At 72.4% G+C, this 13,739-nt stretch carries 10 protein-coding genes; 1 reads left to right on the top strand and 9 read right to left on the bottom strand.

Translation table 11 applies throughout. The annotated features are described in order from the left end of the window. Positions 1-4 precede the first annotated feature (4 nt). From ACZ7GX_RS03835 to ACZ7GX_RS03800, 8 genes are all read right to left on the bottom strand, one after another. On the bottom strand, positions 5-568 hold the full coding sequence (locus tag ACZ7GX_RS03835; RefSeq protein ID WP_498772519.1) for an acyltransferase: 564 nt from the start codon (positions 566-568) through the stop codon (positions 5-7). Further along, the gene (locus tag ACZ7GX_RS03830; protein WP_498772517.1) at positions 565-1,659 is read right to left on the bottom strand and encodes a DegT/DnrJ/EryC1/StrS family aminotransferase; all 1,095 of its coding nucleotides are present in this window, start codon (positions 1,657-1,659) and stop codon (positions 565-567) included. Before ACZ7GX_RS03830 ends, ACZ7GX_RS03835 begins: the two co-directional genes overlap by 4 nt. Beyond that, positions 1,656-2,306 (bottom strand): NeuD/PglB/VioB family sugar acetyltransferase, encoded by a 651-nt coding sequence (locus tag ACZ7GX_RS03825; RefSeq protein WP_498772516.1) that lies wholly within the window; start codon positions 2,304-2,306, stop codon positions 1,656-1,658. Before ACZ7GX_RS03825 ends, ACZ7GX_RS03830 begins: the two co-directional genes overlap by 4 nt. Positions 2,307-2,317: 11 nt before the next feature. Then, complete coding sequence (locus ACZ7GX_RS03820; protein WP_498772514.1) at positions 2,318-7,159, bottom strand: DUF4082 domain-containing protein; 4,842 nt, start codon at positions 7,157-7,159, stop codon at positions 2,318-2,320. Between the two features lie 166 nt (positions 7,160-7,325). Beyond that, on the bottom strand, positions 7,326-8,468 hold the full coding sequence (locus ACZ7GX_RS03815; RefSeq protein ID WP_498772512.1) for a DegT/DnrJ/EryC1/StrS family aminotransferase: 1,143 nt from the start codon (positions 8,466-8,468) through the stop codon (positions 7,326-7,328). Then, a complete protein-coding gene (locus ACZ7GX_RS03810; protein WP_498772510.1) occupies positions 8,465-9,472 on the bottom strand; it encodes an NAD-dependent epimerase/dehydratase family protein in 1,008 nt (335 codons plus the stop codon). The genes ACZ7GX_RS03815 and ACZ7GX_RS03810 overlap by 4 nt, the downstream gene beginning before the upstream one ends. Before the next feature lie 26 nt (positions 9,473-9,498). Continuing rightward, on the bottom strand, positions 9,499-10,563 hold the full coding sequence (locus tag ACZ7GX_RS03805; protein WP_498772508.1) for a Gfo/Idh/MocA family protein: 1,065 nt from the start codon (positions 10,561-10,563) through the stop codon (positions 9,499-9,501). Between the two features lie 13 nt (positions 10,564-10,576). Continuing rightward, the gene (locus ACZ7GX_RS03800; RefSeq protein ID WP_498772506.1) at positions 10,577-12,106 is read right to left on the bottom strand and encodes a sugar transferase; all 1,530 of its coding nucleotides are present in this window, start codon (positions 12,104-12,106) and stop codon (positions 10,577-10,579) included. A 571-nt stretch (positions 12,107-12,677) separates the two neighbouring features. On the opposite strand from ACZ7GX_RS03800, the gene ACZ7GX_RS03795 reads away from it, so the two are divergent. Continuing rightward, a complete protein-coding gene (locus ACZ7GX_RS03795) occupies positions 12,678-13,205 on the top strand; it encodes a hypothetical protein (RefSeq protein ID WP_498772504.1) in 528 nt (175 codons plus the stop codon). A gap of 104 nt (positions 13,206-13,309) precedes the next feature. Here ACZ7GX_RS03795 and ACZ7GX_RS03790 read toward each other — a convergent pair whose 3' ends face one another. Further along, a complete protein-coding gene (locus tag ACZ7GX_RS03790) occupies positions 13,310-13,531 on the bottom strand; it encodes an RNA-binding S4 domain-containing protein (RefSeq protein WP_498772502.1) in 222 nt (73 codons plus the stop codon). Between the last annotated feature and the right edge of the window lie 208 nt (positions 13,532-13,739).

Below are 13,739 nucleotides of genomic sequence, written 5' to 3'. Positions count from 1 at the left end.
CAGGTCAGGCGGTCGGGGTCAGGCCGGTGGCGGTGGTGGTGTGGGTGATGTGGCAGTCGGGGCAGGTGAGGGTCGGGTCCAGGCGTTGGCCGCACGCGCACACCCAGCCCTTGTGGGTGGCCGGGTTGCCCGCGACGAACGCGTGGGCCGGGACGTCCTTCGTGATCACCGACCCGGCGGCGGCGAAGGCGTGCTCGCCGATCTCCACCCCGCAGACGACCACGGTGCCCGCGCCCAGGGTCGCGCCCCGGCGGACCACTGTGGACAGCAGGGCGTCGCCGGTGCGCCTGATCGCCGCACGCGGCCGGAGGTCGTTGGTGAACAGCACGTTCGGGCCGAGGAACACCTCGTCCTCGCACACCACGCCGTCGTACACGAGGGTGCCGTTCTTCACCGTCACCCGGTCGCCGAGCACCGCGCGACCCTCCACGAACGCGCCGTCGCAGATGTTGCAGTCCCGGCCGACCCGCGCGCCCGGCAGCACGTGCGCGAACGCCCACACGCGCGTGCCGTCGCCGACGTCGGAGCTCTCGCACAGGCCGTTCGGGTGCACGAAGACGTCGCTCATCGCACGGCCTCCCGCAGAGCCGCCACCACGCGCTCCTGCTGCGCCACGGTGATCTCCGGGAACAGCGGCAGCGACACGATCTCCCCCGCCACCGCCTCGCTGACCGGGAAGTCGCCCGGCGCGTGGCCCAGGTGGACGTAGGCGCCCGTCAGGTGCACCGGCGTCGGGTAGTGGATGCCCGCGCCGATCCCGGCCTCGTGCAACGACGCCAGCACCCGGTCCCGGGACGCCACCCGCACGACGTACAGGTGCCACACCGGCAGGTTGCCCTCCAGCACCACCGGCAGCGTCACGCCCGGCACGTCGGCCAGCAGCGACGAGTAGCGGTCGGCCGCCGCACGCCGCAGCTCGTTCCACCCCTCCAGCCGCCGCAGCTTCGCCGACAGCACCACGGCCTGCAGCGTGTCCAGCCGGCTGTTGAACCCGACCACGGAGTGCTCGTACTTGCGCGGCGACCCGTGCTCGCGCAGCAGCCGCACCGCGGAGGCCAGCTCGGCCGACGTGGTCAGCACCGCACCGCCGTCGCCGTACGCGCCGAGGTTCTTGCCGGGGTAGAAGCTGGTCGCCGCGAGGTCGCCGAGTCCGCCGACCGGCACGCCGTGCCGCCGCGCGCCCTGCGCCTGCGCCGCGTCCTCCACGATCGGCACGCCGAACGACCGCAGCTCCTCCACCGGCGCGGCCTGCCCGTACAGGTGCACCGGCAGCAACGCCTTGGTGCGCGGCGTCACGGCCTCCGCGACCTGCGAGACGTCGATCAGGCCGGTGTCGGCCACGCAGTCGACGAGCACCGGCGTGGCCCCCGTCCGCGCCACCGCGCCCGCGGTCGCGATGAACGTGTTGGCGGGCAGCACGCACTCGTCGCCCGGCCCGATGTCCAAGGCGCGCAACGCCAGCTCGATGGCGTCGGTGCCGTTGCCGACGCCGACGCAGTGCGGCACCTCCTGGTACGCGGCGAACTCCGCCTCGAACTCGGCGACCTGGCGGCCACCGACGAAGGAGGTGTGCTTGAGCACGTCCGCCCAGCCGTCGGCTACCTCGTCGGCCACCTGCTCGTGCTGCGCGCGCAGGTCGACCAGCGGGATGTCGATCACGAACCGTTCCCCTCTCGCAGTCGCCGGGCGGGGTTGCCCGCCCAGACCTCACCCGCGGGCACGTCGGCGAGCACCACCGAACCCATGCCCACCACCGCCCCCGCGCCGATCGACACGCCCTCGCGGACCGCACTGCCCTGCCCGAGGTACGCGCCCTCCCCCACCCGCACCGACCCGCCCAGCGACGCGCGGCCGGCGAACGTGACGCCGTCGCCCACCTCGTCGTCGTGCGTGACCAGCACGTGCGGCATGGCCACGACGTGCGCCCCCAAGCGCAACGGCGCCGTCACCACCGCACCGGCCAGCAGGACCGTGCCCGGCCCCACCTCCGCGCCGACGGCCACCGAGGCCGCCGGGTGGACCACGGTCGCCCACCGGTCCTCCGGCAGGCCGAGCCGGGCGACGAGGTCGAGCCTGCCGCGCGGCCGGTGCGCGTTGGCCACGCACACCAGCACCGCCGCGTCCGTCGAGTGCACGAGGTCCGTGCCGCCGAGGACGGGCAGGCCGTCGAGGTCCGCGCCGTGCCGCGCCGGGTCGTCGTCCAGCGCGCCCACGGGTCGCCACGCCGGCAGGAGACGGACGGCCGCGAGGACTTCGCGGGCCAGTCCGCCACCGCCCACCAGCAGCAGCGGTCGGGGTGCACTCATCCGGGCGGCGCTCATCCGGTGGTGAACACGACGTCGACCCAGTAGTTGCTGCCCGCGTACGACGACTCCGGGAACCCGGGACCGGCCCGGTAGACGCCGTTGCGGGCGCCCTCGGCCGTGGCCGGCGCGCTCAGCGGCGGGCTGGTCACCGCGTTGCCCATGAAGTACCCGGTGTCCACGGAGTACCGGCCGTTCGGCGCGGTGTAGGACGCCACGTAGGTGGTCCCGGCGATCACGGTCACCGGCGAGGAGAACGTGAGCGTCTGCCAGCCGGTGGCCGTCTCGTTCGCGAACGTGCCGGTGGCCAGCGGAGTGCCCGCCGCGTCCCACAGCGTGCCGGTGTGCGTGCCGGTGTTGCCCGCGCCCTTGTAGAACTTCACGCCGGTCACCGACCCGCTCACCGACGGCACGAACCGGACGCCCAGCTCGTAGGAGCCGGTGTCGTCGGCCGAGGTGACCGTCGGCGCGGTCGCCGAGCTGAACAGCGAGCACGGGCAGTCCCCGTCCGTGGTCGTGGTGAACGACCAGGTCGTGGGCGAGGTCATCAGGTTGCCGTAGACGTCGGCGACGCGCAGGCTCGCGGTGTAGGTCATGCCGCCGCCCAGCGGCGCGGCCGGCGTCCAGGTCACCTGCTGCTGGTTGGCCGACAGCGACAGCGTGCCCGCGATCTTCGCGCCACCGGAGTCGGCGAGCGCGAACTGGGCCGTGCTCAGGTCCACCGGCTCGTCGAATGACGCGGTCAGCGGCGACGTGCGGGCCACCTCGCCCGCGCCGTCGAGCGGCGTGCGCCCGTTGACGACCGGCGGGGTGTTGTCCTCGTTGGGCAGGAAGACGACGTCGACCCAGTAGTTGCCGCCCGCGTAGGAGTTCGTCGGGTGGCCCGCGCCCGCGCGGTAGACGCCGTTGCCGCCGTCCAGGCCCGACGGCGCGCTCAACGGCCCGCTGGCCACCGAGTAGCCGTCGAAGTACCCGGCGTCGACGGCGTAGTGGCCGGTGGTCGTGGTGTACGAGGCGGTGTAGGTCTGGCCCGCGGACACGAACACCGGCGCGGCGAAGGTCAACGTCTGCCAGCCGGACGCGGTCTCCCCGGTGAACGTGCCCGTCGCCAGCTGCTGACCGCTCGGCGACCACAGCGTGCCGGTGTGCGTGCCGGTGTTGCCCGCGCCCTTGTAGAACTTCACGCCGGTGATCCGGCCGCCCGCGGTCGGGGTGAACCGGACGCCCAGCTCGTAGGCGCCGCCGTCGTCGGCCGAGGTGACCGTCGGCACGGTCGCCGAGCTGAACAGCGTGCACGGGCAGATCACCACCATGGTGGTGGTGAACGACCACGTCACCGGGTCGGGCATCGGGTTGCCGTTGACGTCGGCGATCAGCGCGCTCGCGGTGTAGCGGGTGAACGGCATGAGCTTGCCCGACGGCGTCCACGTGACGGTCCGCTGGTCGCCGGACAGCGACACCGAGCCGGTCAGCTGCGCGCCGCGCCGGTCGGTCAGCCAGATCTGGGCGCTGGCCGGGTCGACGGGCTCGCTGAACGTCACCGTCACCGGGCTGCCGGCGACCACGTCCGTCGCGCCCGGGGCCGGCGTGCGGTCGGTGAGGGTCGGCGGGGTGGTGTCGCCGTTGAGGCCGTTGCGGTAGACGACGTCGACCCAGTAGTTCGTCGCGTTGTAGGTCGAGGTCGGCGCGAAGCCGCCGCTGCCGTAGCGGTAGACGCCGTTGGACCCGTCGACGCCGTCGGCGAGCGCCCGCAGGCCCGCGTAGCTCGCGCCCTTGCCCGCGAAGTCGCCGGGGGTGACCGAGTAGCGCCCGTTCGGCGCGTGGTACGACACGATGTAGGTGGTGTTCGCCTGCACGACCACCGGTGAGGCGAACGTCAGCTTCTGCCAACCGCTCGCGGTCTCGTTGGTGAACGTGCCGGTGGCCAGGAGCAGGCCGGTGGACGACCACAGCGAGCCGGTGTGCGTGCCGGTGTTGCCGGTGCCCTTGAAGAACCGGACGCCCAGCACCTCGCCCTTGCCGTTGAAGCGGACCTTGGTGCCGACCTCGATCGGCGTGGCGTCGTCGGCCGCGTACACGGCGGGCCGGGCGAAGTCGTCCCAGATCGTGCACGGGCACGTCGAGGGCCTGGTCGCGCCGGTGGTGAACGACCACGTCGACTGCGGCGTCTGGTTGCCCGCCGCGTCCGACACGCGCAGCGCCACGGTGTAGCCGGTGTTCGGGGTCAGCGCCTGGCTCGGCGTGAACGTGACGGTCTTGTTCTCGCCGGACAGCGCCGTCGAGCCCGACACCGCGCCGTTGGGCCCGGTCACGGTGAACTGGGCGGAACCGGGCGCGATCGCCTCGTCGTAGGTCGCGGAGATCACCGGGGTGAGCGCGACCGTGCCCTCGCCGTCGACCGGCGTGGTGGACACCCGCAGCGGCGCGCGCTGGTCGGGTCCGGGGTCCGGCGCCCACACCACGTCCACCCAGTAGTTGCTGCCCCAGTGGGACTGGGTCGGGAAGCCGGGGCCGCCGAACCGGAACAGGCCGTTCGGGCCGTCCTCGCCGTTCTTCGGGCCGGTGAGCGGTTCGAGGTAGCGGGGCTGCTGGAAGAAGTACTCCAGGTCGTACGAGTAGTGGCCGTTGGGCGCGAAGTACGACACGACGTACGTGACGCCGCCGGTGACGGCCACGGGTTGGGCGAACGTCAGCGTCTGCCAGCCGTTCGCGGACTCGTTGGTGAACGTGCCGGTGGCCAGCGGGGCGCCGTTCTTGTCCCACAACGTGCCGGTGTGCGTGCCGGTGTTGCCCGGCCCCTTGTAGAACCGCACGCCGCGCACGTAGCCGTCGCTGTTCGCCCGCCACTTCACGCCGAGCTCCAGCGGCGAGGCGTCACCGCTGTCGGGCACGTCGGGCGCGTCGGCGTTGGTCCACAGGCCGCACGGGCAGGTGCGCGGGTTCACGCCGGGCGTGGACACCACGGGGGTGGACAGGTTCGCCGAGTCGTCCACCGCGCGCACGCGCAGGCTCGCGGGCCCGGACTTGCTCGGCGTGTAGGTGTAGCTCCACGTCGTCTGACCGGCCTGCCACGCGGCCGGGTGCCAGCGGTCGCCGCCGTCGGTGGACACCTCGACGCCGCCGACCTGACCGCCCACGTCGGCCACCGTGCCGGAGAACGTGTACGCCGCGCCCACGGTCGAGATCGGCGGCACGGTCGTGAACGCCACCGCCGGGGCCTGGGTGTCGGTGCTCTTGGTCGCCTGCACCAGCCCGGCCTGCAACGTGCTCGCCTGCACGCCCATGTCGGCCAGGAAGTTGACCGTGGCCTGCTTCATCCGCACGTCGGAGGTCGGCGTGTTGGTGAGGAACGCGTGCTCGTCGTCCACGCCCCACGCCCACTGGACCGTGCCCGCGCCGAACACCAGCGACCCGCTCGGGTGCTTGTAGTAGGTGATGGCGTGGGTCTTGGTGTCCGGTGTGTAGAGGTCGCCGTGGTTCTGCAGCACGTACGGGCCGTCGGGCATGGTCACGGTGGTGCGGGACAGCTGCGCCACGCCGGGCGGCTGGAAGCCGTTGTCCTCCACCGAGTTCCACTCGTAGCCGAGCGTGCCGGGCTGGAAGGTGTACGTGCTGCCGGCGGCCAGGCTCTGCAACGACGTGTGCCGCCACAGCCGCATCTTCCCGTGCGCGGCCGGCACCTGGAGCGAGTCCTCCCGGCGGCCGTTGACCGTGAAGATGTTGCCGAGCAGGGCGTTCTCCGGCTTCCCGCCGTCCTGGTCGGGGTAGCGCGGGTCGCGCCAGGTGCCGGTCCAGTCGCTCAGGTTGTCGTTCTGGGTGCCCTTGGTCTCCTTGTAGCAGGCGACGGTGCGCCAGTCGGTCTTCGAGGAGTCGATGCTCTTCTCCCACCGGTGCTTCCAGAAGATCTCGTTGCCGGTGAGGAACGCCAGGTGGACGCCCGCGTCGCGGGCGGCCTCCACGTTGGCGCGCTGCTCCTCGGACCAGTACTCGTCGTGGCCGACGGCCATGAACACCTGGTGGTTGCGGATCAGGTGGCCGCGCCGGGCGGAGTCGGCGTCGGTGGTGTAGCTGACGTCGTACCCGTTGGCCTCCAGGAAGCGCAGCATCGGGTACTCGGCGTTGAAGATGAAGTTGTCGTCGCCGTCGCCGCCGGTGTACGGGCGGTTGTAGCTGACCTTGTACGCCTGCCCGCCCTGGCCGGGGCCGTCGCCGAAGTACAGGCTGTTGCCGCCGTAGCGGTTGTAGGCCACCCAGGTCGAGTCGGAGGTCTGGAACAGGATCTTCGAGGTGCTGGTGTCGTCGCGGACGACGAACACGATCTCGTTCTCCGCGCCGTTGTCGTTGCGGTGCGTGCGCGCGTAGTACAGGCCGGAGACCGCGGTGGTCGGCACGTTCCAGCTCAGCGACACGGCCCAGTTGCCGCAGTCGATCAACGCGCTGCCGTCCTCGCCGCGCAGGCACGGCGGCTGGTTCTGCGCGGTGTTGCGGGTGATCCGCTCCTGGAACCGGGCGCCGACGCCGCCGTAGTAGCCGAGCCGGTAGATGTCGACGTAGTAGGACGACGCGCTGGTGAGCATCTTGAAGTCGACCCGGCCGCCGGGGGTGGCGCTGATGTCGGTGGTGTAGCCGAGGATGGCGTCGTCCCGGTAGGACACCTGCCAGTCCGGCGTGCCGGGCTTGGTGTTCTCGCACGCCACCTTGTTGACCACGGGCACGTCGCACGGCGCGGCGGTGGCCTCGGGGGCGCGCAGCAGACCGACGACCGCGATGGTGGACGCCACGAGGGCGGCCACCACCGCCACGCGCAGCAGGGTCACCGCGAGAACGGGTCTGGCCCGCTTCCGGTCGGCGGTCATGGTTGCACCTTTCGAACACAAGCTGTCGTGACGGGTGGTGATCGCGTGCGCACTGCGTCGACCAGCGGAGCCTCGTTGCTCCGATCGTCGCTGGGAGCCGGCTTCGCGTTACACCACAACGGAGGGGATCCGCACCGCCGAACGCAGGTCGTGTCGGGCGTGCTCCCTAGTGCGACGGGAGCGGCAGCCGCAGCGCCGCGCCGAGCTCCTCCACCACGGTGTCCTGCTGCTCGGCCGTGAGGTCGTGGTAGAGCGGGAGGATCAGCGACCTCGTGGTGAACGCCTCCGTCACCGGCAGCTCGACGTGCGGGTGACCCGCGTACGCCGGCTCCAGGTGCGCGGCCATGATCCCCCGCCGCGCGGACACACCCCGTTCGGCCAGGCGCGCCAGGACGTCGTTGCGCGACACCGCGAGGTCGTCGGGGAGCATCACCCAGAACGACTGGTAGTTCGTCGTGCCGTGCTCCGGGTCGCGCACCGCGCGCAGCCCCGGCACGTCGGCGAGCAGCTCGTGGTAGCGGGCCGCCAGCTCGCGCCGGCGCCGCACGATCGCGTCCAGTTTGGACAGCTGCACCAGGCCGACGGCGGCCTGGATGTCGGTCATCCGGTAGTTGAACGCGGTCTCCAGGTAGCTCTCCACGACCGCGCCGCCACCGCTGTGCCGCTCGGCGGCGCTCACGCTCATGCCGTGCTCGCGCAAGCGCTTGGCCCGGGCCGCCCACTCCGGGCGGTTCGTGGTGAGCATCCCGCCCTCGCCGGTGGTGATCAGCTTGCGCGGGTGGAACGACCACGCCGCGATCTCGGCGTCCGCGCCGACCGGCACGCCCCGGTAGGTCGAGCCGGCGGCGCAGGCGGCGTCCTCCACCACCGTGACGCCGCGCGGCCCGCACAGCGCGCGGATCGCGTCCACGTCCGCGGGCACGCCGGCCTGGTGCACCAGGATCACCGCGCGCGTGCGCTCGGTGAGCACCGCCTCCACCGTGGCCGCGGACAGGTTGCCGGTCCCCGGCTCCACGTCGGCGAACACCGGCGTGGCGCCGCAGTAGCGGACCGCGTTGGCGGTGGCGATGAACGACAGCGACGGCACCACGACCTCGTCACCCGCCCGCACGTCGAGCAGGTGCAGCGAGAGGTGCAACGCGGTCGTGCACGACGACACGGCGACGGCGTGCAGGGCGGCGACGCGGCGGGCGAAGGCGTCCTCGAACGCGGCGACCTTCGGGCCCTGCGCGACCCAGCCGGACAGCACGGCGGCGGACGCGGCCTCGGCCTCCTCCGCGCCCAGCCACGGCTTCATCACCGGGATCACGGGGACACCTCGGCCCCGGGAGCGCCCACCATCGCCGACCGCCACCACGACACCAGCCCGCGCAGGCCGTCCACCAGCTCGATGTCGGGCTTCCAGCCGAGGTCGCGGGCGGCGGCGGAGATGTCGGCGAGGCGGCGCGTGACGCCGTTGACCGCGCGCTCCGGGCCGTGCTCCAGCGGCAGGTCGGAGTCCATCGCGACGAGCAGGGCGTGGGCCAGCTCCTTGAGGCTGGTCTCCCGGGCGCTGGCGATGTTGTAGACCTCGTCGGTCACCGGGGCCATCGCGGCCAGGACGTTCGCGCGGGCGATGTCGTGCACGTGCACGAAGTCCATGGTCTGCGCGCCGTCGCCGAAGATCAGCGGCGGCTTGCCGTCGGCGATGCGCTCCATCCAGCGGATCAGCACCTCGGTGTACTTGCCGTGCGCGTCCATCCGCGGCCCGTAGACGTTGAAGTAGCGCAGCGCCACGTAGTCCAGCCCGTGCATGGCGTGGAAGCTGCGCAGCATGCCCTCGTTGAACGCCTTGGCCGCGCCGTAGAACGTGTCGTTGTTGTACGGGTGGTGCCGCTCGGTGGTCGGGAACTCCTCCGCCAGCCCGTAGACCGACGCCGACGACGAGGCGATCACCTTCTTCACGCCCGCCGCGGCGGCGGCCTCGATCACCGTGAACGTGCCGTCGACCAGGCACTCCAGCGCGAGCCGCGGTTCCTCGGCGCACTGGGTGATCCGGATGGCGGCGAGGTGGAACACCAGGTCGGTCCCCGTGCTCAGCTCGGCCAGCAGGGTCCGGTCGTTGATGTCGCCCTCGACCACGGTGAGCCGCCCGCCCGCGAGCGCGGCGGCGTCGGCGAGGTTCTCCCGGCGGCCGCGGACGAAGTTGTCCAGCACGACCACCTCGGCGGCGCCGGCGGCGAGCAACCGGTCCACCACCGCGGAGCCGATGGTGCCCGCCCCTCCGGTGACGAGGGCCCGCTGGCCGGTGATCGGCTGAGCCGCGTCCGACATGGTGCTTGTTCCTTCCATCTGCTGGGTCACGCGGTGGCGAGCTGGAGCTCGGCCGGGTGGTCGAGTCGGGCGACGGTGACGAACTCGCCGCCCGCGGCGAGGCTCGCGGAGGCGGCTTCGAGGGTGGCCAGCACGCGCAGGCCGGACCAGCCGTCGGTGAGCGGCGCGCGCTTCTCGGTGATGGAGGCGGCGAACTCCGCCATCATCCCGCGCAGCGCTTCCTTCTCCGGCAGGGCGGGCGCCACGGTGTCGCCGCGCCGGTAGGAGATGATCGCCTGGCGGCGGTCCTCGTCGTCCTCGATCCGGTCGGCGCCCCGGTCGTGCACCGACAGGCGCTGCACGGCGTTCACGTCGTCCCACACGACCGTGCGGCGGGAGCCGCCGACGATCATGGTGCGGATCTTGCTCGGGGACAGCCAGTTCACGTGCACGTGCGCCATCACGCCGTCGGACAGCTCGAGCGTGAGGTGGCCGACGCACGCCCGGCCCGCGCCGATGGGGTCCGAGCCGTGCGCGGCGACCCGCGTCACGCGCACGCCGTCGGGCAGGATCGCGTCGAAGATCGACAGGTCGTGCGGCGCGAGGTCCCAGAACACGTCCACGTCCGGCTGCACCAGGCCGAGGTTGACCCGCACCGAGTCGAGGTACTGCACGGTGCCGATCTCGCCGCTGCGCACCAGGTGCCGCAGGTGCTGCACGGTCGGCGTGTAGACGAAGGTGTGGTCGAGCATCAGCGTGAGGCCCCGGTCCTCGGCCTCGCGGACGAGTTCGAGGCCGTCGGCGTAGTTCGCCGCCAGCGGCTTCTCCACCAGCACGTGCTTGCCCGCGCGCAACGCGGCCAGCGCGACCGGCAGGTGCGTGGCGGCCGGGGTGGCGATGGCGACCGCGTCGACCGCCGGGTCGGCGAGCACGTCGTCCAGCGAGCCGGCCACCCGGACGGTGGAGTACTCGCCCAGCACGCGCCGGGCCCGTTCCACGTCCAGGTCGCACAGGTAGCGCAGCTTCAGGCCGGGGGTGGCCTGTGCGTTGCGCACCAGGTTCGGCCCCCAGTAGCCGGCGCCGATCACGGCGATGCCGATCGGCTGGTCCATCTCGTCCCTCATCTCAGTAGGCCCCCTGGCCGCCGAACACGGCCCGGAAGGTCTTCCACAAGATCAACGCGTCCAGTGCGAGCGACCACTCCTCCACGTACCGGAGGTCGAGCCGCACGGACTCCTCCCACGACAGGTCGCTGCGCCCGGAGACCTGCCACAGCCCGGTCAGGCCCGGCTTGACCAACAGCCGGCGGCGCATGTCGGGGCCGTACTTCGCGCTCTCCTCGGGAAGCGGCGGCCGCGGGCCGACCAGCGACATGGCGCCGGTGAGGACGTTGAACAGCTGCGGCAGCTCGTCGAGCGAGTAGCGCCGCAGGAACCGGCCGACGGCGGTCACGCGGGGGTCGCGGCGCATCTTGAACAGCACGCCCGCGCCCTCGTTCACCGCTTGCAGCTGGGCGCGCAGCGCGTCGGCGTCGGTGACCATGGTGCGGAACTTGAGGATGGTGAACGGCACGCCGTCCTTGCCGACGCGGCGCTGCCGGTAGAGCACCGGCCCGCGGGTGTCGACCATGATCGCCACGGCCACGGCCAGCAGCACCGGGGTGAGCAGCGCGACCAGCAGGGTCGAGCCGACCTTGTCCACGGCCGTCTTGACCACGCGGCGGAAACCGGTGAACGACGGTTCGCTCACCCGCAGCAGCGGCATCCCGAGCACGCCGGTGACGTGCAGCCGGGGTCCGGCGAAGTCCATCAGGGCGGGCGCGACGACCATCTCGGTGCCGGTGCCCTCCAGGTCCCAGGCGAGCCGCTGGAGCCGGCGCGGCGTCCAGTAGGCGTCGGCGGTGACCGCGACGATCCGGTAGCCGCCGCGGCGGACCTGCTCGCCGAGGTCGCCGAACCGGCCGACGACCGGCACGCCGTCCAGCTCCAGGCCGATCTCGGCGCGGCCGTCGACCGTGCACACGGCGTCCACGCGCCAGCCGAGGTGGGGCGCGCGGCGGGTGCGGCCGATCAGGTCGGTGACGGTGTCGAGGTTGCCCGCGGCGAGCACCGGCAGCAGGCAGCGGCCCTCGCCCCGGGCGCGGTGCAGCGGGCGGCGCAGCAGGTAGCGGACCGGGAAGGCGACCAGCGCGACCGCCGGTCCGACCACGAACACCCACAGGCGGGCGCCCGGCAGCCCGGCCGCGAGCGCGCCGAGGCCCAGCGCGACGACGGACCCGAACAGGCCGCGGCCGAGGCGGCGGAACTCCTCCGCGCCCTGGCCGAGCACCATCGGGTTCCAGACGCGGCCGAGGAACAGCGATCCCACGATCACCGCGACCGTGACCGCTTGCAGCCCTAACAGGGACAGCGGGCCGACCGAGGCGTGGCGGGCGGACAGGACGAAGCCCGCGAGCACGACGACCAGGACGGTGCACACGATGTCGGCGGCGATGACGCCGTAGCGGTAGGCGGGTTCCCAACTGCCCACCGTGGGGCTGGTGGTGCGCTGGGTGGCGTGCTCGGCGGTGCGCCGGGTGGCGCCCTGGTCGGTGTCCTGGGCGGCGCCGAGCCCCGCGACCGGTCTGTGTCGTGTCGGCTGGACCTGCTCGCTCATCGTGGTACTCCCCGGGTTGGGCCGGTTCGGCGTTGCACGTTCGCAGGGCATCCCCGACGGACCCGCGTGGTGTACGGCAAATGTGTGGCCGGCGATTTCTCGCCTCGCCAAACCGTCATTCGTCGCGCCGGCGGCGCGCGTTACACACGGTGCACGTCCGCCGGAGGGCCATTCCCCGGCACGACGGTCGCCGCACACCGAGACGGGTCGTCGAGTGACTTCGGGTCACCGGTCCGTGCTGCGGAAAAGGCTTGCCCGAACACCGGGACGCCTCGGTCCACAGTGGCCGGTGATCGCTCGTGCGCACGCAGGACACGTCAATCGAATCTGGGACGGGTTCCGTTACAGCGAGTTTCCGGACGGGGTCCGAACCGGGCCGGAATGCGTCCGAATAAGGACTTAAGGCCCTGCACCCAGACCGCAGCGCAGCGGACTGCGATCACCCATTCACAGTGCGGCAGCAGCTATTCGGCGCAACGGATCGGGCACTTCGGGTGAGGAACTGTTCGACATTTACCGAAGCCGGTCGGTGGAGAGTGACCACGACCACTTTTCGGGCCACAATGGCCCCGTGGTCGTCGTGTCGGTGATCGCCGGACTGCTGGCCGCGTTCCACGGCGCGTGGGCGTGGCGGACCCGGCTGTACCCGCGCGGCTCCCGCGGGGTCGGGCTCGCCGTGCTGGACGCCACGTGGAGCCTGCCGAACACGGTGGCGGGCGCGGCGTTCCTGGCCTACGCGCTGGCGCGCGGCAACCGGGTGGACGCGGCGTTCAGCAGGCACCGGGGCACGCTGGGCCTGCGCGACGGGGTGATCGAGGGCTTCGCCACCACGGTCGGCCCGGTCCAGGCCGGCATCGCGATGGGCGTGGACGAGCACGAGGCCGTGCACGTGTTCCAGGCGCGCCTGTTCGGCCCCTTCTACCTGCCGCTGGTCGTGGTGAACTGGGTCGTCGCCACCGTGCTGCCCTACTGGCTGCTCTACCACGACCGCGCGACCGCCCCGATCGACGGCGTGGCGGCCTACTTCCAGCGAGGCGTCTACCCGCACTGCTGGCACGAGGAGTGGGCCTACCGCCGCCAGGGCACCCCGCCGCGCTGAGCACCCGGACCACGGCCATCACCGCGCCGCCGGCCGGCCATCACCGCGCCGTCGGCCCGACCGGGGGCGCGGAGCCGGTTGCGGGGCTCCGCAAGGCCCCGGTGCTAGCGACCGGTAACCAGGCGGGCCTTCTCCGGGCCCACGGCGATCACGTCGCCGTGGCGCAGCTGGGCGCCGCGGCGGGTCTCCAGGCGGCCGTTCACCGTGACCTCCTCGGATTCGACCAGGTCACGGGCGTGCGCGCCGTTGTCCGCCAAGCCGGCCAGCTTGAGGAACTGGCCCAACCTGATCATGTCGTCGGAGATCTCGACCTCGCGGATGCGCATCGTCCCATCATCCTCCAGCGTGCACGTGCGTCCGCACGTGCCGCGGTTAACGAGGATTGCACGGAGTCGAAACACGCCCGACATCAACCGAACGTGGTTCGGTCTACGGTTCCCGGAATGTGAGCACAGGCAGCTCTGACCCGGAGCCGACCGGCGGCGAGCGCAGACGCCGCCGGTCCCTGCGCGGGAACGTCGGCACGACCGGCGC

It is taken from the genome of Actinosynnema sp. NPDC037264 (genome assembly GCF_055603705.1).
The sequence above is the reverse complement of the archived record's forward strand: the minus strand, read 5'-3'. Positions and strand labels throughout refer to the sequence as shown.

Bases quoted from the DNA above. Each gene is read 5' to 3' on its own strand.
- ACZ7GX_RS03835 (WP_498772519.1), bottom strand. From the start codon at position 568: ATGAGCGACGTCTTCGTGCACCCGAACGGCCTGTGCGAGAGCTCCGAC.
- ACZ7GX_RS03825 (WP_498772516.1), bottom strand. From the start codon at position 2,306: ATGAGTGCACCCCGACCGCTGCTGCTGGTGGGCGGTGGCGGACTGGCC.
- ACZ7GX_RS03820 (WP_498772514.1), bottom strand. From the start codon at position 7,159: ATGACCGCCGACCGGAAGCGGGCCAGACCCGTTCTCGCGGTGACCCTG.
- ACZ7GX_RS03810 (WP_498772510.1), bottom strand. From the start codon at position 9,472: ATGTCGGACGCGGCTCAGCCGATCACCGGCCAGCGGGCCCTCGTCACC.
- ACZ7GX_RS03805 (WP_498772508.1), bottom strand. From the start codon at position 10,563: ATGGACCAGCCGATCGGCATCGCCGTGATCGGCGCCGGCTACTGGGGG.
- ACZ7GX_RS03800 (WP_498772506.1), bottom strand. From the start codon at position 12,106: ATGAGCGAGCAGGTCCAGCCGACACGACACAGACCGGTCGCGGGGCTC.
- ACZ7GX_RS03790 (WP_498772502.1), bottom strand. From the start codon at position 13,531: ATGCGCATCCGCGAGGTCGAGATCTCCGACGACATGATCAGGTTGGGC.